The organism is Stutzerimonas stutzeri (genome assembly GCF_000219605.1).
GTDB lineage: Bacteria > Pseudomonadota > Gammaproteobacteria > Pseudomonadales > Pseudomonadaceae > Stutzerimonas > Stutzerimonas stutzeri.
The window spans coordinates 1,222,263-1,246,962 of the sequence record NC_015740.1 but is presented as its reverse complement, the minus strand read 5'-3'; the positions used below and the strand labels follow the sequence as shown (position 1 = coordinate 1,246,962).

27 protein-coding genes and 1 pseudogene are annotated in these 24,700 nt (G+C 67.0%); 2 read left to right on the top strand and 26 right to left on the bottom strand.

Annotated features, from left to right (window positions below; translation table 11 throughout):
• Nucleotides 1-181: 181 nt before the first annotated feature.
• From PSTAB_RS05920 to PSTAB_RS05835, 18 genes are all read right to left on the bottom strand, one after another.
• Nucleotides 182-898, bottom strand: a complete 717-nt coding sequence (locus tag PSTAB_RS05920; RefSeq protein ID WP_013982119.1) for a DUF5983 family protein — start codon at nt 896-898, stop codon at nt 182-184.
• Between the two features lie 250 nt (nt 899-1,148).
• Complete coding sequence (locus PSTAB_RS05915) at nt 1,149-1,541, bottom strand: hypothetical protein (RefSeq protein WP_003141051.1); 393 nt, start codon at nt 1,539-1,541, stop codon at nt 1,149-1,151.
• Nucleotides 1,542-1,566: 25 nt separating this feature from the next.
• Nucleotides 1,567-1,803, bottom strand: coding sequence for a hypothetical protein (locus PSTAB_RS05910; protein ID WP_013982118.1), 237 nt, complete (start codon nt 1,801-1,803; stop codon nt 1,567-1,569).
• A gap of 782 nt (nt 1,804-2,585) precedes the next feature.
• Nucleotides 2,586-4,601 (bottom strand): DNA topoisomerase III, encoded by a 2,016-nt coding sequence (locus PSTAB_RS05905; RefSeq protein ID WP_013982117.1) that lies wholly within the window; start codon nt 4,599-4,601, stop codon nt 2,586-2,588.
• A 294-nt stretch (nt 4,602-4,895) separates the two neighbouring features.
• On the bottom strand, nt 4,896-5,279 hold the full coding sequence (locus PSTAB_RS05900; RefSeq protein ID WP_004362284.1) for a single-stranded DNA-binding protein: 384 nt from the start codon (nt 5,277-5,279) through the stop codon (nt 4,896-4,898).
• A complete protein-coding gene (locus PSTAB_RS05895; RefSeq protein WP_041771667.1) occupies nt 5,276-5,824 on the bottom strand; it encodes a DUF3158 family protein in 549 nt (182 codons plus the stop codon). The genes PSTAB_RS05900 and PSTAB_RS05895 overlap by 4 nt, the downstream gene beginning before the upstream one ends.
• A complete protein-coding gene (locus tag PSTAB_RS05890) occupies nt 5,821-6,600 on the bottom strand; it encodes a PFL_4669 family integrating conjugative element protein (RefSeq protein ID WP_013982115.1) in 780 nt (259 codons plus the stop codon). Before PSTAB_RS05890 ends, PSTAB_RS05895 begins: the two co-directional genes overlap by 4 nt.
• Before the next feature lie 123 nt (nt 6,601-6,723).
• A complete protein-coding gene (locus PSTAB_RS05885) occupies nt 6,724-6,915 on the bottom strand; it encodes a hypothetical protein (protein ID WP_011805449.1) in 192 nt (63 codons plus the stop codon).
• Between the two features lie 28 nt (nt 6,916-6,943).
• A complete protein-coding gene (locus PSTAB_RS05880; protein ID WP_009618209.1) occupies nt 6,944-7,231 on the bottom strand; it encodes a type II toxin-antitoxin system RelE/ParE family toxin in 288 nt (95 codons plus the stop codon).
• Entirely contained in the window at nt 7,218-7,517 is a 300-nt protein-coding gene (relB, locus tag PSTAB_RS05875) for a type II toxin-antitoxin system RelB family antitoxin (RefSeq protein ID WP_009618210.1), read from the bottom strand. The genes PSTAB_RS05880 and relB overlap by 14 nt, the downstream gene beginning before the upstream one ends.
• A gap of 127 nt (nt 7,518-7,644) precedes the next feature.
• Complete coding sequence (locus tag PSTAB_RS05870; protein ID WP_013982114.1) at nt 7,645-8,838, bottom strand: STY4528 family pathogenicity island replication protein; 1,194 nt, start codon at nt 8,836-8,838, stop codon at nt 7,645-7,647.
• 2 nt (nt 8,839-8,840) lie between these two features.
• Nucleotides 8,841-9,401 (bottom strand): DUF2857 domain-containing protein, encoded by a 561-nt coding sequence (locus tag PSTAB_RS05865; protein WP_013982113.1) that lies wholly within the window; start codon nt 9,399-9,401, stop codon nt 8,841-8,843.
• 17 nt (nt 9,402-9,418) lie between these two features.
• Nucleotides 9,419-11,077 carry a ParB family protein gene (locus tag PSTAB_RS05860; RefSeq protein ID WP_013982112.1) on the bottom strand — a complete coding sequence of 553 codons (1,659 nt, stop codon included), beginning with the start codon at nt 11,075-11,077 and terminating at the stop codon, nt 9,419-9,421.
• Nucleotides 11,070-11,306, bottom strand: coding sequence for a type II toxin-antitoxin system HicA family toxin (locus tag PSTAB_RS05855; RefSeq protein WP_013982111.1), 237 nt, complete (start codon nt 11,304-11,306; stop codon nt 11,070-11,072). Before PSTAB_RS05855 ends, PSTAB_RS05860 begins: the two co-directional genes overlap by 8 nt.
• The gene (locus PSTAB_RS05850; protein WP_013982110.1) at nt 11,290-12,156 is read right to left on the bottom strand and encodes a ParA family protein; all 867 of its coding nucleotides are present in this window, start codon (nt 12,154-12,156) and stop codon (nt 11,290-11,292) included. Before PSTAB_RS05850 ends, PSTAB_RS05855 begins: the two co-directional genes overlap by 17 nt.
• A 40-nt stretch (nt 12,157-12,196) precedes the next feature.
• Nucleotides 12,197-12,415 (bottom strand): AlpA family transcriptional regulator, encoded by a 219-nt coding sequence (locus tag PSTAB_RS05845; RefSeq protein ID WP_011829925.1) that lies wholly within the window; start codon nt 12,413-12,415, stop codon nt 12,197-12,199.
• Nucleotides 12,416-12,533: 118 nt separating this feature from the next.
• Nucleotides 12,534-13,295, bottom strand: a complete 762-nt coding sequence (locus PSTAB_RS05840) for a hypothetical protein (RefSeq protein ID WP_013982109.1) — start codon at nt 13,293-13,295, stop codon at nt 12,534-12,536.
• 530 nt (nt 13,296-13,825) lie between these two features.
• On the bottom strand, nt 13,826-14,737 hold the full coding sequence (locus tag PSTAB_RS05835) for a LysR family transcriptional regulator (protein ID WP_013982108.1): 912 nt from the start codon (nt 14,735-14,737) through the stop codon (nt 13,826-13,828).
• A 233-nt stretch (nt 14,738-14,970) separates the two neighbouring features.
• Here PSTAB_RS05835 and PSTAB_RS21105 point away from each other — a divergent pair, with 233 nt between their 5' ends.
• Nucleotides 14,971-15,501 carry an ExbD/TolR family protein gene (locus PSTAB_RS21105; RefSeq protein ID WP_080564969.1) on the top strand — a complete coding sequence of 177 codons (531 nt, stop codon included), beginning with the start codon at nt 14,971-14,973 and terminating at the stop codon, nt 15,499-15,501.
• A gap of 66 nt (nt 15,502-15,567) precedes the next feature.
• Complete coding sequence (locus PSTAB_RS05830; protein WP_013982106.1) at nt 15,568-16,476, top strand: LysR family transcriptional regulator; 909 nt, start codon at nt 15,568-15,570, stop codon at nt 16,474-16,476.
• Nucleotides 16,477-16,944: 468 nt separating this feature from the next.
• Here the strand turns inward: PSTAB_RS05830 and pcaC are convergent, their stop codons facing one another.
• From pcaC to PSTAB_RS05790, 8 genes and pseudogenes are all read right to left on the bottom strand, one after another.
• Nucleotides 16,945-17,343 carry a 4-carboxymuconolactone decarboxylase gene (gene pcaC / locus PSTAB_RS05825; protein WP_013982105.1) on the bottom strand — a complete coding sequence of 133 codons (399 nt, stop codon included), beginning with the start codon at nt 17,341-17,343 and terminating at the stop codon, nt 16,945-16,947.
• A gap of 95 nt (nt 17,344-17,438) precedes the next feature.
• Entirely contained in the window at nt 17,439-18,227 is a 789-nt protein-coding gene (gene pcaD, locus PSTAB_RS05820) for a 3-oxoadipate enol-lactonase (RefSeq protein ID WP_013982104.1), read from the bottom strand.
• 8 nt (nt 18,228-18,235) lie between these two features.
• Nucleotides 18,236-19,597, bottom strand: coding sequence for a 3-carboxy-cis,cis-muconate cycloisomerase (locus tag PSTAB_RS05815; RefSeq protein ID WP_013982103.1), 1,362 nt, complete (start codon nt 19,595-19,597; stop codon nt 18,236-18,238).
• Nucleotides 19,598-19,820: 223 nt separating this feature from the next.
• Nucleotides 19,821-21,026 (bottom strand): 3-oxoadipyl-CoA thiolase, encoded by a 1,206-nt coding sequence (gene pcaF, locus PSTAB_RS05810; RefSeq protein ID WP_013982102.1) that lies wholly within the window; start codon nt 21,024-21,026, stop codon nt 19,821-19,823.
• Complete coding sequence (locus tag PSTAB_RS05805; RefSeq protein ID WP_011912436.1) at nt 21,023-21,805, bottom strand: CoA-transferase subunit beta; 783 nt, start codon at nt 21,803-21,805, stop codon at nt 21,023-21,025. Before PSTAB_RS05805 ends, pcaF begins: the two co-directional genes overlap by 4 nt.
• Nucleotides 21,805-22,662, bottom strand: a complete 858-nt coding sequence (locus PSTAB_RS05800; RefSeq protein WP_013982101.1) for a CoA transferase subunit A — start codon at nt 22,660-22,662, stop codon at nt 21,805-21,807. Before PSTAB_RS05800 ends, PSTAB_RS05805 begins: the two co-directional genes overlap by 1 nt.
• 190 nt (nt 22,663-22,852) lie before the next feature.
• On the bottom strand, nt 22,853-23,695 hold the full coding sequence (locus PSTAB_RS05795; RefSeq protein WP_017246327.1) for an IclR family transcriptional regulator domain-containing protein: 843 nt from the start codon (nt 23,693-23,695) through the stop codon (nt 22,853-22,855).
• A 68-nt stretch (nt 23,696-23,763) separates the two neighbouring features.
• Nucleotides 23,764-24,692, bottom strand: a pseudogene (locus PSTAB_RS05790) (AEC family transporter).
• Between the last annotated feature and the right edge of the window lie 8 nt (nt 24,693-24,700).

Sequence of the window (24,700 nt, the reverse complement as noted above, 5' to 3'; positions counted from 1 at the left end):
GGCGAACCGCGCCGCAGTCTTGAAGGTCTCGACTGCCTGGGCATGCTGCCGGCAACGCCAGCGAACATGCGGCCAGCGTGCGGCACATGGCGGCGGCCGTCCGTTGGGAATCGGCAATGCGCCGGCACCGCGTTCCGCGAAAAAGAAGAGCCCCGACGTGGGGGCTCGAATGGGTTGCGGGTTACTCGTCGTCGTAGAGCGTCAGCCCGTCCAGCACGGGCGCGTCGGCATCGAACACCAACATGCGAACGTCAGCGAGCGCAGCCAGGTGCAACACTTCCACGAGGGACTCCGGCACGCCCTTGGCCCGGTGCTCCTGCCGCAGCTCTTCGGCGGTGATGCCCTCGACATGCTGCAGGTTCGCATCCGTCCAGGGCGTGGCGACCAGCTTCACGCCGACCGCCGGGCTGTAGGGAATGCGGAAGGCCACGAACAGAAAACCGCTCGGCGTGGCGATGTCCGCCAGTTCGGCGAGGAAGCGACCGGCCTCCTCGGTGATGTGCGCCGAACTGATTTCCCAGGCACGGCTGTAGAACCCGGTCTCGAAGCGCAGGCGCCGCACCACCTCGCGCGCGGCTTCCTCGGAGTAGGTATCGCCGACGTGCAGTGGCTGGCCGGCTTCTTCGGCCATGACGGCGTAGACGAGGTTTCGGGCGATACCGTGGCTGGGGCACTGCGCGTCCAGCTCGGGCGGCACGTTCTGGCCCTCGGTGATCAGCGCGAAGTCGTCGCAGAAGACGCAGGCATGGCGCTCGACCTGGCTGTCCGGCAGGTGCGACTGCGAGACGTGCAGCGGCAGATAGCTCAGCGGGCAGTCGTCGTCGTAGGAAATCGCCAGCAGCCGCTGCACGGACAGGCCATCGTAGCCGCGGACGAAGGGGTTTTTGGAATGAGACATGGGATTCCTCCAGCAGAGGATGGCCGAGGCAATCCCCTGCCGGGGATTGAACCCCAGCGAGTGGATGAAGTGGCAGCCGGTCAGCCGGCCGCGGCGTCGGGCCGCCCTGGTGGCGGGCGGTGCAGGTCAGTGGAAGATGCTGATTCGGGACATGGCCGCTCCTGCGAAAGGAAGGAGGGACATGGCCCCGAACGGGGACGCATGTCCCTCGTGGGGTGGGATGAAAAGACGGCGGGTTGCCAGGCGCGGCTCACCAGCCGTTGTAGTGCAGCGTGAGGTCGGCGATGACCTGGCGCCGTTCCAGATCGAGGCCACCGAAGTCGGACAGCCCCTCGAAGCCGCAACGCTTGAGCATCGCGCCGCCCTCGCGGGAGTTGTAGAAGCTCACCATCGCGGACAGGAACATGCGTTGACCGCTGCTCAGCACGCCCAGGGCGTCGTTGAGCATCAGCATGTTGGGCCGCAGGTCCCACTTGGTGGTGGCACGCTGCAGACCTTCGCGTGTGCCGTCGCCGAACCACTCGTGACCGGCGATCTGCGCGCCGCGCTTCCAGGCCTCGAAGAAGGCCTGCGGTGCAGCGTCGAAGTGCGCCTGTTCCAGCGCCATCTGATCGAGCACGTCTTCGGGTAAAGACAGATTCATGAGAGAACTCCTTGAAGGGTGGGAATCAGGGGTGAGCGCGCTGTGTCCAGGCATGGGTATCCAGGGCGCGCTGTGCTGCGAGGTGGTTCGGGAAATACTCGACGGACTCCCGCGATACCGGGCCTTCGTCGTCTTGCGTGCCGATGTAGTGGCCGGCCGCGCTGCGCAGCACCTGTAGCGGCAGACGCTTGCCGGTCCAGGCCAGCGCCAGCGCACCACTGCGTACTGCGGTTGCAGAGGAAGATGCAGAAGGTTCAGACATGCCGTGCTCCTTGGGTGGGTCGGGGAGCACGCATCCCGCAGGGGATGGGGTTCCCCTCGGGTGGTTGAGAAAAGTGCATCGTCGCCAGGCCGGCGAGCGTCCGCGGTGGGCGATGCGAAGCGGACTGGATCGGTCAACGCGGCGAACCGCGTTGCAGTCTTGAAGACCGAGACTGCCAGGGCATGCCGCTGACGACTGTCAGCAACGCATGGCGTGAGGATGGGCGCGAAGCATGGCTGCCGTCGCAGGGAAAACCGAATCGCGGACGGTCCGCTTTTAGGGCAATGGCCCGCGTCACGGGACAAGGCAAAGACCAGGGCGCCGAAGGCCACGCGGGCCTTCGGCTGGAGAGGAAGGAAAACCACCTGTGGGCTGCGTCAGCGCAGGCCGTCGTCAAAGCCGTTCGCTGCATCAGCAATCGCACCCGGCCCGTTTCGTGGCTGGGGCCGGAAACCTCTGGCGTGCATCCACACACAAAGGGAGCCCGATGTTTCGCCGGCGGGCACCGGCACGGAATACCCTCGGCCCAAGGGGCCTCCTCACGGCTCGCGCGGCGGCAAGGCGTCAGGAAGCCCCTCTGACCGAGGCAAGGCACACCGATCAAGGGAATGGCGGCGGGCGCGATTCGTGGAGCAATGACCTTCTCGCCCCGTTGCCCGATGGCGGGCAGACGGGGCGCGCACACCGTTGCAGAAGGAGACGCGCGCTTTGGAGTCCCGCGCGGTGCGGGACGTTTGCCTTGCCGCCAGTGAAGTGGCCGGCGCGGCAGGGGGAAGCGAGGATCAGGACGCCTTGGAGGCAGCGCGCCGCTTGCGCGGTGCGCTGCGCCGGCCCGTCGGGGACTCGATCGGCAACGTGCCCCTGCAGTCCGGGTAGCGCGAGCAGGACCAGAACGCGCCGCTCTTGCCCGTGCGCTGCTGCATCGGTGCGCCGCACTGCGGGCAGGCCGGCGTCGGCGGCAGCTTGAGCGAGAGCGTCGCGCCGCGGTACTGCTGCACGAGCTGACCGACCCACACGGACTGCTTCTCGATGAAGGTGTCCAGCGCCATCTGACCGGCCTCGATCATGTCGAGCGCCTGCTCCCACACCGCCGTGGTGCCGGGGTCGGCGATGGCCGAGGGCACCGCGTCGATGAGCGTGAATGCTGCGTCGGAAGCGCGGACGGCACGGCCTTTCTTGACCAGGTAGCCGCGACCGATCAGACCGTTGATGATGTTGGCGCGGGTCGCCTCGGTGCCGATGCCGGTGGTATCTCGCAGCTTCTGTTTCAGCCGCGGGTCGGTCACGAACTTGGCGACGGTCTTCATGGCCTTGATCAGCTCGCCCTGCGTGTAGGGTTTGGGCGGCAGCGTCCTCAACGCCTTGAGATCTACCTTCCCGACTGGGCAGGACAGGCCCGCATGCAGGGCGGGCAGAACCTGGCTGCGCAGCGCATCCTCGCCATCGGCATCGTCCGGCCCCGGCGTCGCCAGCACCTCGCGCCAGCCGGTGACGGCGATCTGCTTGCCCACGGCCGCCAGCGACTGACTGCCGCACGAGAACTGCGCTACCGTCCGGTCGAACTCATGGTGCGGGAGGAACTGCGCGAGGTAATGAGCGCGGATCAGCCGGTAGACGGCCAGTTCCTTCTCGTTCATGGCCGATAGGTTGGCGGGCTCCAGCGTCGGGATGATGCCGTGGTGAGCCGACACCTTGCCGTCGTTCCAGGCGCGCGAACGCTGGTTGCGGTCGAGCTGGCCGATCAAGGGCCGCAGGCTGGGATCGGTGGCGAGCAGTGCATCGAGCACCGCCGGCACTTCCGCGAGCATGCTTTCGGGCAGGTATCCCGAGTCGCTGCGCGGATAGGTCGTCGCCTTGTGCGTCTCGTACAGCGCCTGGGCAATGTCCAGCGTCTCCTGCACGTCGAGGCCCAACTGCTTGGAGCACACCTCCTGCAGCGTGCCCAGGTCGAACGGCAGCGGCGGTGCCTCGCGCACGCGCTCGGTGTCCACCGACACGACCTGCGCATCGCGTGCCGCGCGAATGCGATCCGCGGCCTGCTGGGCGACCGGCTGCTGCAAGCAACGGCCCGCATCGTCGGTGCTGCCTTGCGGCGGCGTCCAGCTTGCGACGAAGGGCTGGCCTGCATGCGATAGCGCAACCTCGATGGCCCAGAACGGTACGCAGACGAAGCGCGCGATCTCGCGATCGCGGTCCACGACCAACTTCAGCGTCGGCGTCTGCACGCGCCCCACCGACAGCACGCCGCTATAGCCGGCCTGGCGCCCCAGCAGTGTGAACAAGCGGCTCAGGTTCATCCCGATCAGCCAGTCGGCGCGCGATCGGGCGAGTGCGGAGAAATACAGCGGCAGCGTCTCGGCGGACGGCTTGAGCGCACCCAGCGCCTTGCGGATCGACGCATCGTTGAGCGCCGACAGCCACAGGCGCTGAATCGGCCCGCGGTAGCCGCATAGGTCGATGATCTCGCGGGCGATCATCTCGCCCTCGCGGTCGGCGTCGGTCGCAATCACCAGCTCGCCCGCCTTGGCGACGAGCTGCTGCACGACTTTGAATTGCGCTGCGGTCGCCGCCTTGGGCTCGACACGCCAACGCTCAGGAAGAATGGGCAGTTGCTCGATGGCCCAGCGCTTGTATTGCTCGCCGTAGCCTTCGGGCGGAACCGCCTCCACCAGATGACCGATGCACCAGGTCACAACGACACCCGCGCCGCTGTAGCAGCCGTTGCCGCGTTGACCGGCACCCAGCACACGGGCGATGTCCTTGCCCTGGGACGGCTTCTCGCACAGGAACACGCGCATGAAGCCTCCTTGGAAATGTGCGGTTCATCGGATGGGCGTCAGCTTGGCGGGGCCAGGAGATGCCGGCAGCAAGGAAGTCGATTGATGCAGACACCGCTTTGTGATTGGCAGGCGGTTCGTTGCCGCAGCGGTGTGCATAGATCGTAGGAGCTGGCACAGCAAGAGCGTCGTTTCGGGAGGGCGGCTGGAACTCCGTGGACGACCTTGGAGCTATCCCCTGGGGATAGCTCGCTGGTGCATCGCGGGCGTATGACGGTTGCTACAGCCGCCCTCGGGGGAACGGCGATGGGCGAATTACTGTCCGCCGGCCGGCTTGGCGCTGAGCGCCACCGACTCGATGCGGTACGGCAGGATGCCCACGCGCCGGGCCTCGACCTTGAACGTCACGCGCTCGTTCTCGTCGGCGTCCTCCCATTCGTCGCGCACGGTGCGGCCCTCGACCAGCACCCGCATACCTTTCTGGTACAGCGTCTTCCAGTGCTCGGCGTCGCGGTGCCACAGCTCCACGGGCGCCCAGAAGCCGCCGCGATCTTCGTACTCGCCGTCCTTCTTCGGGATCGGGTTGTCGAAGTAGACGTTCAGGCGAAGCAGCCGGCGTGGCTCGTCGTTGCCGTTCGGAAATTCGCGGTAGTCCGGCGCAGAACCGATGTTGCCCTCGCCGACGAAGTGCGTGCTCATGGTGACTCCTTGGTGGTGGGTGGAACGGACGCGGTATGCCCGTGGACGCGCCGCAGGTAAGCCGCTTCGGCCTGCGCGGCCTTGTTGGCGCATTCCAGGGCTTGGCGAGCGATGCTGTGGGTCAGACTGATCTGCATGTTCAGCACGATGCGCTGCAGTTCGATCGCGTACAGCTCGTCGATCAGCGAGGCCGGCGTCGCGGGGTTGGCCAGCAGGGCCTCCCACAACGCCACGCCCATGGAGGAACGGTCGAGGTTGCGCCAGCGCAGGAAGGTCGTCCCTGCGCCAGTGGCCTGCTGGGCCAGTTGCACGTGGAGCAGGCTGAAGGGATAGGCGCGCGCCTGGGCCAGCACGCGCCGCTGCGCCAGGCCAATCACGCCGTCGCGCAGCGCTGCGCACTGGCTGGCCCAGGTCTCCAGACTCCCCTTACCCTTAAAGGGCTGTAAAAGGCCTTTTAGGTAGCCTGCGTGTTCCAGCCGCTGGAAGTCCGCCTGTTCCAGCGCCACGAAACGCGTGGAGTGGCTGATGGGGGGCGATGCTGTCATGCGCCAGCACCCTCATTGCCCGCCGCACCATCGGCTGCGCCACCCGTGGGAGCCGGCGTATCGGGCTCGATGGCGGACGCTGCAGGCGGCGTGCCGGGCTTGGTCGTCCGCCGCGCGATCGGTGGCGCAAAGCGCGAGCGGCGCGTGCCTTCCAGCACGTCCTGCGGCAGCTCGCCGAATTTCTCCAGCGCCGCTCGCGCCGCGGCGTTCTTCGCCGCGAAGTCGTCGCGCGTCGTGCCCGAGTAGCGGTACTGCTGGGCCAGCGAGAACAGGCTGCGCAGCGCGTGCGCGCCATCATTGAGCCAGCGCTCCAAGGTGCTGCGGTCGATCAGCGCCGTGTGGTGCGCCAGGATGAGTTTGCGTGCCAGGTCGTCGTAGTCGGCCAGCAGGTACACCGCCATGAAACCGAGCTGAGCATTGACGAACAGCGGCAGCTTCACCGGCTGCACGTTCATGTTCTCGCCCAGCGACAGCGCCGCTGGCACGTCGGCCAAGGCCTGATCCACCTGTTCGCGCAGGGTCTGCAGACGGGTCCTGGTGTCGGCGAGCTTGTCCTCGATCCGCAACATCCACCAGTCCGAGTACGGGTCGTCCTGCTCGGCGCCGCGCTTCATCTTGTTCATGGCGCCGATATAGCCGTTGAGTCCGATGATGCCGGGGCGCCCCTCGGTCGGCGCGCGGCCGTGCCAGATGCGCGAAGCGTGGTGCGTGTGCAGCGTCAGCGACATCGCGCTGCGCAGCGATCCGAGATTCAGTTGCAGGGGTTCATTGGCCATGGGTGACGACTCGCATTAACGGAACGAGTCGCCAGCATCGGCACCGCCCGGAAGGCCGTCAGTCAACAAACCGCAATCGGCGTGCGCCCGGTTTGTCGGTGGCGGGAAGGCTGGCTGTCCCAGCTATCCCCTGGGGATAGCCTCGCGGCGGGTAGCGACGGCAAGCGCCGCCTGCTGTCCCAACTGTGCAATGAAACCTTCGAGTTGGCCGTCGGCAACATCGGCATGGCGGCCGGCGGCGATGTCGGCCCAGCCCATGCAAGCTGCTTCCTGCAGCGCCTTGAGTTTGGCTGCTTCAGGCTCCTTGGTATTCATGGTGAATCTCCAGTGAGGAAAACCTCCTTCACTCCCGTGCCGGCGGCCACTGCTGCGCGGCGTGCAACACGCGCAGGATGGACACCGCGCGGGTGTCCTCCATGTAGACCACCACGTAGTTCGCACGCACGACCATCTCCCGCGTGCCGGCCACGCGGCCAGGCCGGTAGAGCTTCGGGCGCTCCGGCAGCTTCGCGGCCTTGGCCTCGATGTCGTCCTTCAACCGCTGCGCGGCATCGGGGTTGTCGTCCGAGATGTAGTCAACAATCGCCAGCAGGTCGGCGCGGGCAGCTTCCCGCCACTCAAGTACGCGCACGCCGCTTCCTGTCGATCAGGGCCTGCGCCTCATCCATGACCTGCTGGTGCGGCACCGGCGGCCGTGTGTCGGCCAGCGCCTCCTGGACCTTCGCCCGGAACCAGGCATCGTAGGCCTCCGGGTCGGCCGTGAGGCCAGCCGGCAGTGCGCCTTCCTTGACCACACGGGTCAGCAGGATGCGCACGGCGTCCGAAACGGTGAGGCCGACCCCGGCGAGTTTCTCGGCTGCATCGGCCTTGAGCTTATCGTCCACGCGGATGTGCAGCATCGAAGTCTGTGCGGCCATCGTTGCTTCTCCTGTTATGCATTAGCCCCTACTTTGTATCTCAATTGAGACCTTGGCAAGGGTGTAGCCGGATTGACCCGCCGGAAGGCTCCCTGTCCCAGCTATCCCCAGGGGATAGCTCGGCCGGTCACGGGTCGCGCAGGGCCGCCCGCAACCGCGCCAGGTGGGCGCGCGCCACTTCGGGGGATACCGGCGGTGCCGATGGCGCCGGTGCCGGTGCGGGTGGACGGGAAGCAGGCGGCACCGTGGCGCTGTCGCCCGCCCAGGCCTTGAACTCCCCACGGATCGCCTTCTGGATGATGCCGAACAGGTAGCCAGCCGGGTTGCGCACCGAGCTGTTGCAGCAGCGCGCCTCCCATTCGTCCAGCACCGCCTGCCGCAGGGCTTCGTCCACCTGCCGCAAGGCCACCAGCGCGCCGGACTGCTGCTCGTGCTTCAAACGCTGGAAGCGGTCTGGCAGCCGCAGGTTCTGCAAGGCCCTCGCGCGCGGTACTGTACGTACTTCATTTATACGATCATTACGTACTGTACGGTCCTGCTTCGGAATCCGAAGAGAGCCGTCCGGCGCGGGTTTCGGCCCTGCTTCGGATTCCGAAGACGGGCGCGCAGCATTCCGAAGAAGGGCTTCCTGGCCTTCTTCGGATTCGTGGTCCGCACCCTCCTGTGGATAACCTGGCGTCGTCCAGCCATGCCGCGCCATGCGCTGCGCCAGCACCTGCAAGCGGGTCGGCAGCGTGCGGCCGCTGAGCAGCGGGTCTTCGGCGATCTCCCGCAGCGTGTTCATGCCCACGACCTGCACCGCCTTCGCCGCGTGCGTGAGCGCCTGACTGACCAAGCCCAGGTAGTCCGGGTCGAGCTGCATCGCCTCGAAGGGCGACAGCGGTTCGTCGTGCAGCACGTAGAGGTTGCCTTGGATACGGCCGGTCCTGGGATCGCGCCGCCGCCGCACCAGGCTGAGCCAGCGTGTCAGCCGCAGCAGCGTCAAGGCGCGCGCCACGGTCTCGTGCGAGGCTTGTGCCGCGCAGGGCATCGAGGCCAGGTAGGGGCGCAATTGGTCGTAGGTGGGAAAGGCGGTCACGCCGTCGTCGTTGAGCTGCAGACGGAACACCTGCCAGGCGTTGCGCTCCAGCGGCGTCAGGCGTCGGTCGAGGAACAGTCGGCGTGGCACGCTCTCATGGCGGTTGCCGCTGTAGAGGAAACCGTCCTGGTTCGGCGCCGTGCCCTGCGCCGGTTCCTTCGACTCAAGGTGCCGCAGCGCCTCGTCGAACAACGCCGACAGCGCAACCGGGCCTTCGCGCCGTGGTGCGCCGCCCGTGGTCATGGCTACACCAGCCCCTGGTCGATCCAGTTGCGTATCGCCGCCCACACCACCGACATCGGCAGGCTCAGCGCCTCGGCCAGGTCCATGGTCAGCGCCAGCATCGCCATGTCATCGGTCAGGGCGATATGGCGCTCGGTGACGCCGGCCTTCCAGCGCTCCCACAAGGTCACGTCCTGCGCCTCATCGAGCACCGGATGCCGGCCCTTGCGCTTGGGTAGCCCGAGGATGTCGCGGCGCAGCGCCACTTCCTGATGCGTGAGGCCGTAGAACTTGCTGACCATCTCCGTGCTCGCCCCCAGGCGCAGCATGCGGTCCACCGTGGCGATCTCCCGCTCCATGTCGTGCACCTGGCTCAGCAGCCGCTTCAACACCTCCCGGTTCACCGACACCGAACACCACGACACCGTGGCATTCACCAGCATGCTCACGAGTTCGGGGTGCTTCAGCGCATCCAACTCCTCCTCGCCGAAGCCCATGGCCTTGCAGCGGCGCAACTGGCCGTTGCGCAGGTCATGCAGGGCCTGGGCGATCACGGCCTGGTTGAGCGGGTGCGGTGCCGACATGCGAGAGCCTCCTGCGCTCAGGATTCCTGGCCCGCTTCGCCGGCTTGCAGGTCCAGCAGCCGGCGCGCCAGGCGCAGCAGACGGAACAGCTTCACCAGCGCAGCATCGCTCAGGCGTGTGGCCGAGCCGCCGTGGCCATGCAGCAGCGCCGCCAGCTCGTCGGCCAGCCGCGCGCGGTCCAAGCCGTTCGCGGCAGGCGGCGCCGCACTCAGCGCATGCAGCAGGGTGAGCACCGCCCGCGCGAACGCCGGCAGCGCTTTCGCCTGGCCCACGGCCGGCGCCACGCAGACGAAGCCGATGCCGCCGTCGATGGCCTCGATGTGGTCGGCCACCGCCGCGTCCCCGGCAATCTCGCGCGCGAACTGCGCGATGTGCACGCGCAGGCGATCCGGCGCGTCCAGCCCCGGCTCGATATACCAGACGTCCGAGATGGGATAGAGCCCGCCAGCCTGCACGGGGATCGCACGCAGCGCGTCGACCTCGAAGTCGGGCAGCTTGTCGCCGAGCTGGTCCGCGACCATCCGTTGGATGGACAGCAGGCGCTCGGTGGTCGGTGCCGGTGTCACGATGTGCCCTTGCAGACGCTCGTCGCGTTGCCCGTACTGTTCCTCCGGCGCTCCGGGCGGTGCAGGCGGTGTTGCTGCTGGCGCCGGAGGCGCGACCGGCGTGGTGTCGCGCGGCACAGACGAGGCGGGTGGCTGCCGAGGCGCGGAGACCGGCGAGGGCGGTGTAGCAGGCAAGACAGGTGCTGCCGGGGGCGTCGGCGCTGCCGGTTCGCTGGTCAGCGCACGCTGGCGGCTTTCGCTGTCGTTGATCTCCAGCGCCAGCGTGTCGTAGTCCGCCTCCAGCAGCTCGGCCATCTGGCCCACGAGCTCGTCCTGCACCCGCTGCGGCGAGAAGTCGTCTGGCTGAGTGTCGAACTGCGTCAGCACGTCCTGAAACAAGGTAGCGAAGTCCACGGCCACGGTGCGGCCCAGCGCACGCCGCTCCCAGGTGCGCTCGCACGCCTTGCGCAGCACCGCGAGCCGGTCCACCTGATGCCGGCCCAATCCGCCGTACAGCAGCGTCGGGATCGCCGGGAGCAGATAGCGCACCGCATCGTTCATGCGGCTGATGTGCGACTGCGGCACCGGATAGCCGTCGGCAGTCAGCCGCCGCGCGAGTTCGCTCTGCGACAGCGCCTGGCCGCTTTCCTGCTCGTAGAACTCGCGCGCCTTCTCGATGCCCAAGGCCCGCTCGATGAAGGTCAGCCCGCCGCGCAGCTCGTTCTCGGCCAGATGCCCGGTCAGCGCCACGATTTCGCCGCGCACCGGCCACGGGCGGAACAGGCACGCAATGCGGAAGAAGCGTTCCTCCTTGGTCTCGCTCCACAACTCGCGCAGGATCGCCAGCCGCGTGTTGCCGCCGTTGCGAATGATGTAGTGCGCCTCGCCCGGCCTGCGCGTGATCGCGGGGGGCGCGTCCAGCCCACGTTCGCGGATGGACGCCTTGATCTCCGCATAGGCCGGGTTGCGCGTCACGCGCGGGTCGTGGTCGTAGGGCCGCAACTGGTCCAGCGTCACCACCATCGGCGTGTCGGCGATGGGGTCGCTCAAGGTCGCGGCCGAAGGGCCACTGCGCTCGAAGCCGGTGGCCAGCAGCTTGGCAGCCATGTCCTGCGGCGTCAGCTCAGCCACGGCCGTTCTCCTGCGCCTGCCTGTCGGCGCGGCGAAGCTGCGCGCGGGCATTGCGGTCGGCACGGTGGTCGCTCGCAGTCGAACTGGTGTAGATCGACGCGCAGCCTGGTTTCGTGAATTTCAGGTGCCCGCCGGACGTGCGCACCACGCGCCAGCCTTCGCCCAGCGCGAACTCGATCAGCGCGCGCAGCCGTTCACGGCCGCGCGCCAGTTCATGTGCGCTCGCCATGGCTGGCCCCTCCCGCATCGGCCCGGCCGGTGACCAGCGCGAAGCGCTCCCGCCACGCGGGGAACAGCTCACCGGCCAACGTGCGCATGGTGTCCAGCGCTGCGGGCGCCGTGCGCCCAGCCGGCCGCCGGTACTCCACCCGATGCACCGGCAATCCTCGTGTCGCAGCGCGCGGATAGGCTTCGATGGCCGGCACGTCGGTGTCCAGCACCTGCACGCCGGCCTGTTCCTGGAACACCTGTCGCAGCGCCTGCTGGACCAGCCGTGCGTTCGACGACACCGGATGCACACGGTTGATGAGCAGGCGCAGCGGCGGCGGTTCGATGCCCAGGTGCCGATACGGCGCGATGTCCTCGATCAGTTGCAGCGTGCCGCGTCGCAGCTCGCGTGCCGCGAGGATTTCCGGCGTCACCGGCGACAGCGCCAGGTCGGACGCCAGCACCGCCATCTCCAGCAGCACGCTGCGCGCGCCCTGCGTGTCGATCAACAGCAAGTCATAGTGCGGGCGGAAGACGGGAAGCAAATGGCGCAGTCGCAGGCGCCCATCCGGAGCGTGCAGCAGCAGCGTGTTCAGTTCGCCGCGGTCGTCGTTGGAGAGCACCAGGTCCAGGCCCGCGATCGCGGTGCGCGACACCAATTGCTCGATGCGCCGCTCGTTGAAGGCCAGCATCTCGTAGATGCCGGCGGGCGCGCGCACGTCCAGCGTGAAGTAGCTCGACAGCGTGGGCTGCACGTCCAGGTCCAGCAGCAGCACACGCAGCCCGGCATCGGCGATGAAGCCGCCCAGGTTGGCGGCCGTCGTGGTCTTGCCCACGCCGCCCTTGGTCGAAATGATGGACACCACCTGCATGAGCTTCTCCTCGTCGAATGGCATGAACCGAGAAGAAGCGTCAGGCGCGTTCTTTGAGGCGCTCGGCGATCCACTGTTCGATCTCCACCGAGTCCCAGCCCACCGCGCGCACGCCCAGGCGCAGCGCCTTGGGGAACTTGCCTTCCTTCATCAGGCTGTAGATGTGCGCGCGCTTGAAGCCGGTCTTGGCTTCGACCTCGGCGCGGCGCAGGATGCGGTGCTCGGTCGGTGCCGCCGTGGCGGTGGTCTGCGAAGACATGAGGGTCACTCCTTAACGCTCAGTGGCGCTGATTGGCGTGACTCGAATTAAGAACGCCGCGTTAAAGAAAGACACCGCAAATGCGGTTTCCGCGACCGCAGATACGGTCTGGCATCGCTCAGGAAGTTGTGCTCTGCAGATTGCGCCGAGCCAGTGCGAACTTGGCCTGCAGGGTGCGCTCGGTGATGCCCATCGCGTTGCCGTGGTGCGCCACCATCGCGCTGATGATGGCCTCCTGCGTCAGGAAGCTGGAATACGGCATGCCGCTGGGCGACTTGCCCAGCAGCAGCGTCAGTAACCCGCCAACGATGTTCAGGTAGGTCGATTCGCTGCGCGGCCCCAGCGTGTTCGCACGCTCCGTGTCGGCCGCGCAGGCGGCGTGCGTTTTCAGCAGCGCCTCATGCTCGGCGCGCAGCGTCTCGAGCACGCCCAGGTGTTCCGCCAGCCGCGCCTTGATCGCTTCCCGTTCGACCAGCAATGCGCCCACTGTGTCCAGGCTGATCGCCGGGTGAAGCGCACGCTCGATCTCATCGAACAGAAACGTCGGTTTCTCGCCTGGGTAGTAGTGCGCCATCCAGGCTTTCAGATCGACGTGCCGCACCGTCAGCGACGGGTCGTCCATTGCCAGGCCCTGCGTGTCCCGCACTAAGCCCTCCTTGCCATACGGCATCTCGCCGTGAGCCAGCGCATCGAAGATTCTTTCGGCGTTCAACCGCAGCATCGGCCAGCGCGGAAACTCCGTTGCCTCCGGCAGAGGCCGCTCTCCCAAGGCCGCCAGGATGCGCCGCTCGAAGCGCAGCAATCCGCTCCAGCGGATTGCCGCCTCGATCGGGCGGTAGTAGGTCTTGGCGCCATCGGCCAGGCTGCTCGACTTCGGCATATCGCGCGCCTCCATTCGTCATCGCACCGAGTCCAAGCACGCGCACCCGCCGTACAGGCGGCGTGCGTGGCTGTCCAGGAATCTCCGGGCGAAACGAGCAGATGGCGAAGCGGCGAAGACCGTGGCATCGGTGATACCGCCGGTTCCGACGCGAGATGTGCGCCTTGCCGCGCAAGGCGCCATCACTCACAATTCGCAAGCCACGAAACATGCTGTCACCAGCGTCATTCGCGGGCGCCATGCCTGACCCGGATAACCAGGCCAAAGTCTTTGCAGGGAAAAAGGCCCAGTAAAGCGCGATCAGCTCAACACGCCAGAGCCGATGCGCATACGGCAAGCACTGTTGCGCCGCGCGTCTTCGCTGTGACGCGCCACGATGGGCATGCGAGTTTCATCGCAGGATGCCAACCGCAAGCGCGAGCAGCCTGAGTGCAGCACGCCCGTGCACCGCGTCAATGGAACCCCGCTATGACAAAACGGGTCTGGCACCTTGACCAAAATGGCATCGCCCCAACCCGCCTGAAGCAGCCTCATGCGAGCCGTTGCGTATCCAACGGCATATGGCCGACACGCTGCGCACGGTCGATGAAGTGGCGCAGTGGCTCCGACATCGCGCCCTCGGGATGTAGCAGGTAGGTCGTCAGCGCCGCCGAGTCTTCATCCAGCGGCCGGACGATCACGTCCGCCTGCCGGCATGCCACCACGTGCGCCGCGGTGGAAAATCCCACGCCATAGCCGGCCGCCACCAGGGCCAGCATCAACGAGTGGGTCGTCACGTACTCGGCCACGACCGGCGGTGTCTCCACCAGGCGCAGCAGGCGCTCGCATTGCCGGCTGCACTCCTGACAAACCTGCGGGTGACACAGCACCAGCGGGTAGCCCACCACCTCGTCCAGCGGCACCCGCTTGTGCGCCAGCAAGGGGTGCCGCGCGGGTATGGCCACCACCAGCGGGTCTTGCCACACCGGCATGGCGACCACCCCGGCCTCCATCTCGCCGGCCATCGCAAAGGCCGCGTCGTACAGGTCGTTGCCCAGCCCGCCCACCACCTGCGACAGCGGCGCCTCGAACAGCCGGATGCCCACTTCCGGCGCCTCCTCCCCGCACAGCGCGAGCAGCGCCGACAGCCGGGTCCGCCCGACGCCGCCGGCCAAGGCGATGCGCAGGGTGCCCCGGTGTCCCGCCGCCACCGCCCGCGCCTTGGTCTGGGCTTGCTCAAGGGTCAGCAGCACGCGCCGGGCCTCCTCCAGGAACACCTGCCCGGCCGGGGTCAGGCGCACCCCGCGCGGCGTGCGCTCCAGCAGCGTCACGCCCAAGTCCGCCTCCAGTTGGCGGATCGTTCGCGACAGGGGTGACTGCTCCACATGCAGCCTTCGCGCCGCCCGGCCGAAGTGCAACTCCTCGGCCACGGCGATGAAACAGCGAAGATGGCGTAAGTTCATGTACTTCCCCCCCAGAAAGTGGAGTCCATTCCTCTGGCCGTAGGGAACCGCATGAGTGCTTCCCGGTGGCGATGCCGGTCACAGAGGCTTTCCAGTTGCCGCCATCCGGCCTTCAGTCGCTGGCGAGGCTGCGAGTGTCCAGGCAAGGCCGGGTTATTCCATCGGTGTTGCCATATCACACAAAACCACGGACAATCAATAATAATTCTCATTAGTATCTGTGTCTGAATGGAGTGAAGCCGATCAAGCCCGACGCGGCGAACCTGTCCGTCACCACCCACGGCAGCGTGTCCTGGAACGACGAACGCATGGGCGATGGGCAGCTCGCGCAGCGGCTGCAGGCCTCCGCGCCGCGTCAACCGCAGCCCGAGGACTTCATCCGCGGCGACCGCTTGGTGGGCCCGCCAGCGCGTCGCCCAGGTGTTGGCGGCTACGCAGAAGTCCGGGTGTTGAAACTGAGCTTCGTGACCGACCCGGGCAGCGACCGGGGTGAGCCGAAAGACACCCCCATGAAACTGCATCGGCACGCCCGCCCTGACGCCGGCGTGTCGTCGTCGGCTGCACTGATCGCGGACACGAGCCACACGCGCGCACCTGCGCGCGGTGCCCGGCGCACCGCTGCCCGCCCTGGCATGGCAGCAGCAGGCGCTGACCATCAGCATTCAGCCCGGGCTGTGCGCCGGCCTGCTCCGCGCGTGTCGGCGACGGGCCTGCTCCCGACAGGCATGAGTGCTTCGACGCGATGCCATCGAAGGAGGTGCTGACGGGATGCGGATGTAGATGCTGGCGCCCGAGAGGCCGAACCAGAAGAAGACAAACAGGAGGTGGCCTTGGATTTCAGATTGCTGCGTTACTTCATCGCAGTTGCGGAAGAACTGCATCTGGCCCGTGCAGCCGAGCGTCTGGGCATCGAGCAATCGCCTGTGTCGCGTGCGATGCGCGACCTGGAAAGCCAGCTTGGCGTGCAGTTGTTCGACCGCAGCACACGCCTGACGCGGCTGACCTGGGCCGGCCAGGTGTTCCTCGGCGAATGCCGGCGCGTGCAGGCCACCGTGGAGCAGGCAGTCAAGAGCGCCAAGGCGGCGGCACAGGGCTACCAGGGCCATCTGCGCATCGCGATCTGCGACAGCCTGGCGCAACCCCGCATCGCCACCTTGCTGGCACGCAGCCGCGAGGATGAGCCCGAGCTGGAGATTCACGTCTTCGAGCTGCCGTTCGCGCAGCAGCTCAAGATGCTGCACAACGATCTGCTGGACATCGGCTTTGGCTTGTCAAACGCGGTGCATGATGGCCTCGTCGCCGAGCCGGTGTGGACCGATCCGCTGTCGGTGATCGTGCCCGCACGCCACCCCTTGCTGGCACACGTGCAGGTGCCGCTGCCCGAAGCCTTGAAGTTTCCGCTGGTTCTGTGCCACCCCGAGGCGGGCTCCGGTTGCCGCCACCAGATTCAGGCGGTGCTGCAGGACACGAACATGCCGCTCAAGCTGGTGGACGAAGTGACCAGCCTGGGCGTGATGCTGACCCTGGTCGGCGCCGGCTACGGCATCGGCTTCGCCATCGCCTCGCAGGTGCAGACGCTACAGCGCCCGGACATCTCCATTCGTCCCCTGGCCGGCATCCCACCGATGCTCTCCACCTACCTGCTGCGCCGCCGGGGCGAACCCTCGGAGCCCATGAGGCGGTTCATCGAGCGGGTGAAAGACGGGGCCGCGCCGGTCGATGATGAGCCGGTCCTTTGAGGACGCAGCTCGCCTGTCCGTTGCGGCCTGTGGCGTTATGTGCCGGTGGACAGATAGACTTCGGAATGAAATCCGATGCTCTGGCTGTTGATGGATGTGCTTGGCTCGCTTTGGATCACCCGCAACGGCCTGCGTTGACCAGGCCGAAGACTTGAGTCCACAATCGAGTCCATTCCGTGACGCCTGGATCGGAAAAAACGTTCGTAATAAACGAGTTAGCGACCGGGTGCTGTTCCCTTCGCCCGCTCCAGACACCTAACGTTAAGGCCCTGTTTTCACAGGGCTTTTTCGTTTCTGGCTTTTGCTTCTGAGCTATCCACCGCCAGGCTCTACGCCGCCGGCTCCGACATGGCCAGCATTACGTTGTCGAGGTATGTGGCATCCGCGCTAGGACGCCAGGCAAACCGCCCGGCCACCGGTAAGGCGGTACGGGGCGTGGGTGGGGCGAGAGCGGCTGGCGCGGTGGGTTCAGGACTCGCCGAGCGATTCGACGCCCAGCTCGGCGTAGACTTCCTCGGCCAGGTGGAAGCTGGCGTTGGCCGCCGGGATGCCGCAGTAGATGGCGCTCTGCAGCAGCACTTCCTTGATTTCCTCACGGGTGACGCCGTTATTGCGCGCGGCGCGCAGGTGCAGCCTCAGCTCGCCCTCGCGGTTCATGCCGATCAACATGGCGATGGTGATCAGGCTGCGGGTGTGGCGTGGCAGGCCGGGCCGGGTCCAGATATCACCCCAGGCATGGCGGGTGATCATCTCCTGGAACTCGGCGTTGAACTCGCTGATGTTGCTCAGGCTGCGGTCGACATGGGCATCGCCGAGCACAGCGCGCCGCACCTGCATGCCGGCTTCGTAGCGTTGCTTCTCGTCCATTGTGGGGCGTCTCCTGTCAGGGCAAGCCGGCGACTGAGGCCGGTCCGCCGGGATAAGCAGTGTTTAGAGGTTGCGGTGGACTGAACGACCAGCGCTCAGCCGCGAAGAAAATCCAGCACGGCCTGGGTGAAGGCATCGCCCGCCTCGACGTTGGACAGGTGCGCCGCGTCGAAATCCACTCGCTTGGCGCCGGCGATGCGCTGCTCCATGAACTGGCCATGCTCGACCGTCGTGACCGGGTCCTGTGTGCCGCAGACCACCAGGGTCGGCGCCTTGATCGCACCCAGCTGCTCGCGAAAATCGGCATCGCGCACCGCCGCGCAGTTGGCCGCGTAGCCATCCGGCGCAGTGCTGGCGATCATCTCGGTGATACGCGCCGCCACCGCCGGGTTGGCCTGGGCGAAGGCCGACGTGAACCAGCGCGCGATGGAGGCATCGCGCATGTCGCGCATGGCCTGCTCACGGCCGGTCAGCACGCCCTCGATGCGCGCGTTCCAGACCTCGTCGGTACCGATTTTCGCCCCGGTATTGCACAGCACCAGGCGCTCGAGGCGGTCCGCGGCATGGATACCCAGCCACTGGCCGATCAGTCCGCCCATGGACAGCCCGCAGAAGGAGAAGCGCTCGATGCCGAATGCAGCGAGCATACCGAGCACGTCATGGCCCAGCTGCTCGATGCTGTATGGCCCCGGCGTGACGCCCGAAGCGCCATGGCCGCGGGTGTCGTAGCGCAGCACGCGGAAATGCTCGGCGAAGGCCGGAATCTGCGCGTCCCACATGTGCAGGTCGGTGCCCAGGGAATTGGAGAGCACCAGCACAGGCGCGCTCTCCGGGCCGTCGAATCGGTAGTTCAGGCTGACATCGGCCAGTTGTACGCTCGGCATCGTCGTTCTCACTCGTTCAGGGCATGGTGTTCGGCCACGGCGCGCTCGACCCAGCGGCGCGCCTGGCCCAGATAGTTGGCCGGATCGAGCAGGCGATCCAGTTCGGCATCGTTGAATCGGCTGCTGACCTCGGGACTGTCGCGCAGCACACCGCGCAGGTGGCGGCCCTCGGCCACGGCCTGCTTGCAGCACTGCTCGACCAGTTCGTGGGCTTTCTCGCGACCGACGCGCTGCGCCAGAGCGATGCTTACCGCCTCAGCCAGCACCAGCCCGCGGGTCAACTCCAGGTTGCCGCGTAGCCGTTCGCCATCCACCTCCAGCGCCGGGACGGCGATCAGCGCCTGGCTCAGGGCGCCGGAAACCAGGCAACAGAGTTCCGGCAAGGTTTCCCATTCGGCGTGCCAGAGACCGAGGCTGCGCTCGTGTTCCTGCGGCAGCGCCGACAGCATGGTAGCCACCAGCCCCGGCGCCCGGGTGGCGGCGGCGATCATCACCGCGCAGCCGACCGGGTTGCGTTTGTGCGGCATGGTCGAGGAACCGCCCTTGCCCGGCGCGGCGGGTTCGAAGACCTCGCCGACGTCGGTCTGCATCAGCAGGGCCAGGTCGCGGCCGAGCTTGCCCAGGCTACCGGCGATCAAGCCAAGCAGGCTGGCGAACTCCACCAGGCGATCGCGCTGGGTATGCCAGGGCTGGTCGGGCAGGTTGAGCCCGAGTTCACCGGCCAATGCCTCGGAAACCGGCCAGGCCTGCTCGCCGAGCGCAGCCAGCGAGCCGGAGGCGCCACCGAACTGGAGGCACAGGAGCCGCGGTCTAAGTTCGGCGAGCCGCTGGCGATGACGGGTCACGGCACCGAGCCAGCCGGCGATCTTCATGCCGAGGGTTACCGGGGTGGCATGCTGCAGCCAGGTACGCCCGGCCATCGGGATCTCGGCATGGCGCGCGGCCTGGTCGGCCAGCGCGTCGCCGAGACGGCGCAGGTCCGTCTCGAGCAGCGCGAGGGCCTGACGCAGCTGCAGGACCAGCCCGGTGTCCATGGCATCCTGGCTGGTGGCGCCCAGGTGCACGTATTTCTCGGCATCCGGGTCGTTGGCCGCAACCTGCCGGCCGAGCGCCTTGACCAGCGGAATCGCCGAATTGCCGGCCGTGGCTACCGCCTCGGCCAGTGCGCACAGGTCGTAGTGCTCGGCATGACAGGCCGCCTCGACGGCGTCGACCGCAGTGGCAGGGATCACCCCGGTCCGCGCTTCGGCCCGGGCCAGCGCCGCCTCGAAATCCAGCATGCCCTGCACACGGCCGCGGTCGGAAAACACCTCACGCATCGGGGCGCTGGTGAAATAGACATCGAAGAGTTGGTTGCTCGGCCGGTTCAAAACCCGATTCCTTGTTGTTCGATCGACGGATCAGTGTGGTCCAAATGCCTGCCCGCGCCCACCGCTGGATGAACGTATCCGGGCACCGGTGTGAACGTCGCTCGGCGAGGATGCGGCGGTTGGTGGGCTGCAGCCCAGCCTGCCGGATTGCCGCCTGCCATGTCGCAGGGCGACTTCAGCCCATCCACCCTCGCCCATTCACAGGCCAAGCTACCGCGGCCTGTCAGACCCGCTCCACCACCAGCGCCAATCCCTGACCGACCCCGACGCACATGGTCGCCAGGCCCAGCTTGCCGCCGGATTTCTCCAGTTGATGGACCGTTGTCAGTACCAGCCGCGCGCCGCTCATCCCCAGCGGATGGCCAAGGGCGATGGCGCCACCGTTGGGGTTCACACGGGCATCGTCGTCCGCCAACCCGAGATCACGCGTGACGGCCAGGCCCTGAGCGGCGAAAGCCTCGTTGAGTTCGATGACGTCGAAATCGCTGACGGCCAGCTTCAGCCGCTCGCACAACTTCTTCACCGCCGGCACCGGGCCATAACCCATGATGCGCGGGGCGACGCCGGCACTCGCCATGCCGAGCACCCGGGCGCGCGGCTTGAGGCCGTACTTCTGCACCGCCTCGGCGCTGGCGAGAATCATCGCCGCCGCGCCGTCATTGACGCCCGAGGCGTTGCCGGCGGTGACCGTCTTGCCTTCGCCATTGACCGGCTTGAGCCTGGCCAGGGCCTCGGCCGTGGTATCGGCACGCGGGTGCTCATCGGTATCGACCACCGTGTCGCCCTTCCTGCCCTTGATCACCACCGGGACGATCTCCTCGGCAAAGAAACCGGCTTGCTGCGCGGCAGCGGTGCGCTGCTGGCTGCGCAGGGCAAAGGCGTCCTGATCCTCGCGGCTGATGCCCCACTCGTCGGCGACGTTGTCGGCGGTCTGCGGCATGGCATCCACGCCATACATGTCCTTCATCTTCGGGTTGATGAAGCGCCAGCCGATGGTCGTGTCTTCGATCTTCTGGCTGCGGCCGAATGCGCTGTCGGCTTTGCCCATCACATAGGGTGCGCGGGACATGGACTCGACGCCGCCGGCGATGGCCAGCTCCAGTTCGCCGCAGGCGATGGCGCGGAAAGCGGTGCCCACCGCGTCCATACCCGAGGCGCAGAGACGGTTGAGCGTCACGCCCGGAGCCGTCTCCGGCAGCCCGGCAAGCAGCGCGGCCATGCGTGCGACATTGCGGTTGTCCTCGCCGGCCTGGTTGGCGCTACCCATGAAGACTTCATCGACCGCCGCCGGGTCGAGACCGGGGTTGCGTTCGAGCAACGCCCTGAGCGGAATCGCCGCCAGGTCGTCGGCTCGCACGCCCGCCAGCGCGCCGCCGAAGCGGCCGATGGGCGTTCGTACGGCATCGCAGATGAATACGTCGCGGCTCATTCCTCACCTCCTGGCTGACCGTGGGCGGCGGCGGTGCGGGCCTCTAGGGCGCGCAGCGCCTGAAGCTCCTCGGCACGCGGCGCCTCGGTGGTGGTTACCTGCTCGGCGAAACGGATCGCCCAGCCGGTGTTCTCGACGACCTGCTCGCGCGTCACGCCCGGGTGCAGCGCGGTGACGACGAACTCGTGGGTGCCGACCTCCGGTTCCATGATGCACAGGTCAGTGATGATCGCCACCGGGCCCTTGCCAGGCAGCCCCAGTTGCTTGCGGTGCTCGCCGCCCTCGCCGAAACCGACGGAGGTGATGAAGGCCAGCTTGTCGACGAAGGTGCGATGCGACTGCTTGAGGATGATCAGCACCTCCTTGGCGCTACCGGCGATCTCCGGCGCGCCGCCGGCGCCGGGCAGGCGTACCTTGGGCTTGTGGTAATCACCGATCACCGTGGTGTTGATATTGCCGTACTTGTCCACCTGTGCCGCGCCGAGAAAGCCCACATCAATGCGCCCTCCCTGCAGCCAGTAGCGGAAGATCTCGCCGGTGGGCACCACAGTGTCTGCGGTCTCGGCCAGTTCGCCGTCGCCGATGGACAGCGGCAGCACGGACGGCTTGGCACCGATCGGGCCGGATTCGTAGATCAGCACGACTTCAGGTGCATGGGTCAGGCGCGCCAGGTTGGCGGCCTTCGATGGCAGGCCGATGCCGACGAAACAGACGCTGCCGTTACCGAGGCGGCGGGCGGCGGCCACGGTCATCATTTCATTGGTGCTGTAGGCGCTCATCAGTTGGCCTCCTGCTGCTGGGCCAGCTTGCGCTGGAATTCGGCGAAGTCTTCGGTGCCACGGATGTAGGTGTCGACCCAGGCGCTGAACGCCTCGCGGTCGCGGGCGATCGGGTCCCAGGCCTGATAGAAGCGGTTGTCGCGCTCGTAGTAACCATGGGCATAGGACGGATGCGCACCGCTCGGGACGAGGCAGACCGCAGTCAGCGCCCAGGTGGGCAGCACACAGGCGTTCATCGGCGCATTGAGGTCGTCGACGATTTCCTCGACGGTCACGATGCAGCGTTTGGCGGCCAGGGCGGCCTCCTTCTGCACGCCGAGGATGCCCTGGATCAGCACGTTGCCCTTGCGGTCGGCCTTCTGCGCGTGGATCACGGTGACATCCGGGCGTACCGAAGGCACTGCAGCAAGCATCTCACCAGTGAACGGACAGGTAACCGATTTGATCAGTGGGTTGACCTTGGGCAGGTCGGAGCCGGCGTAGGCCCGCAGCACAGCGAATGGCAGGCCGGAAGCACCGGCGACGTAAGCGTTGGCGAGATCGGCGTGACTGTGCTCCTCGATCTCCAGGGGATGCTGCCAGCCCTTCTCCACCGCGTCGCGCAGGCGGTGCAGCGAGCCGACCCCGGGGTTGCCGCCCCAGGAGAAGACCAGCTTCCTCGCGCAGCCGGCACCGATCAACAGGTCGTAGACCAGGTCCGGGGTCATGCGTACCAGGGTCAGGTCCTTGCGGCCCTGACGCACGATCTCGTGGGCCGCGGCGGTGGGAATAAGGTGGGTAAAGCCTTCCAGGGCGATCGTGTCACCGTCCTGGATAAAGCGCTCGACGGCTTCGCGGAGCGTAAGGAGTTCAGCCATGAGTCGAATCTCGTGTTGTTTTCGGTACGCTGATTGCGTTGTGAAAACGGTAACGGTCCAACTCCCGGGCCACAATCCGATAATCGACATAGCGTTCGATTATCGAACGGATTAGCGTGCCATCCCCGTTTTTATCTGCAACGTCCGCCTGGCCTCCTTCCCCGGCATTTCGACTAGGCGGACCGTATCATCAGTGGAACAGCCGCGTGCTCAGTTCGCGGCTGGCTTCCAGCAACACCGGCAGGAAGCGCGTTTCCAGTTCCTGGCGCGAAACGCGGCCGGCATGGGTGCCGACGTTGAGTGCCGCCAGCACCTGCCCGGCGGAATCCTTCAGCGGCACCGCCAGCGAGCGCAGGCCCACTTCCAGCTCCTGATCGATGATGACCCAGCCCTGGTGGCGAATCTCGGCGATGTTCTGCCGCAGGGCCTCGGCCGTATGCAGGGTACGGCTGGTCTTGACCTGCAAGTCGGCGCGTTCGAGGTATTCGTCGAGGGCTGCATCGTCCAGCGCGGCCAGCAGGATACGGCCCATGGACGTGCAGTACGCCGGCAGCCGGCTGCCCACCGACAGATCCACCGAGATCAGCCGCTGCGGCGTGGCGGAGCGGGCGACATAGAGCACCTCGTCACCCTCCAGCGTGGCCATCGAACAGGCCTCGTGCAGCTGTTCACTGAGGCGGTCGAGGATCGGCTGCGCGGTCATCGCCAGCGGTGTGGAGGACAGGTAGGCGTGCCCCAGCGTCAACACCTTGGGCAGCAGCGAATAGGTGCGGCCGTCGGTAGTGACATAGCCGAGCTTCATCAGCGTATGCAGGCAGCGGCGCACGGCGGCGCGGGGGATTTCGGTGCGGTGGCTGATCTGCGCGATGGTCAGGTGACGCTTGCGCTCCTGGAACGCATGGATCACCGCCAGGCCACGGGCCAGCGACGTCATGAAGTTGGGATCGCCGGTCAGTGCCTCGATGCGCTTGGCAGGCGAAGCGACGATTGGCGGTGCCATCGGTGGTTGGAGAACGCGCGATTCGTCGGTCATGGCGGAAACCCCGGACAGCTGATGTAGGGCGATTATCGACACCGTGACCGATAATCGCCAACGCGGCTTTAGTGCAGCAGCCAGAGAAACAGGCTGATCGACAGGAAGGACAGCACCGTCGCGCTGACCACGGCGGCCGCGCAGCGTCCTTCCAGGCCGTAGCGTGCGCCAAGGATCGGATAGATGCTCATCATCGGCGCCGCCGCCATGAGGATGCCGGCCAGGCGTAGCTCCGGATCGTTCACCGGAAACAGCAGGAAGCACCCCATCACCAGCAGCGGATGCAGCAGCAACTTGCCCACTGCCAGCAGCGCCATGTCGGTATACAGTGCGCCGACCCGCAGGCCGTTGAGGCTGGCACCAATGACGAACAGCGCCACCGGTGCGGAGGCCAGCGCCAGCATGTCGATGACCCGCATCATGACGGCCGGCGGCGCAGCCCGAGCACCGCCAGCGTCAATCCCAGCGTGATCGCGATCAGCACCGGGTGGCATACCAGGCTTTTCAGCGTGCCGCTCAGTGCTCGCCAGACGCCCGCGTCCGATTGCCGTCCGAGTTCGGCCAGCGTCAGCGCCAGCGGAATCATCAGCAGGTTCTCGATCATCATGCCCAGCGCGAGCGCCACCGCGGCCGGCGAGCCGACCACCATCACCACGATCGGATAGCCGACGAACCCGCTGTTGGAAACCGAACTGCCGAGTCCCGCTAACGCGCTGCCGCTCAGGCTGTCGCCCCGCACGCGGCGTGAGATGCCGTAGCCCAGGGCGAAGGACGCCAGCGAGCCCAGGCCATAGGCGCACAGGTAGTTCCAGTTCAGCACCTGCTCCAGCGGCTGGTCGATCAGCGCTTTGATCACCAGCGCCGGCAGCGCGAAGGTGATGACGAAGCGCCCCATGCCCGCCGCCTGCTCGCGGCTGATCAGCTCGCTGCGACAGGCGAGAAAGCCGATACCGACGAGGATGAAGATGGGCGCGGTAATCCCGAGGATCGCGAGCATGGAAGTCT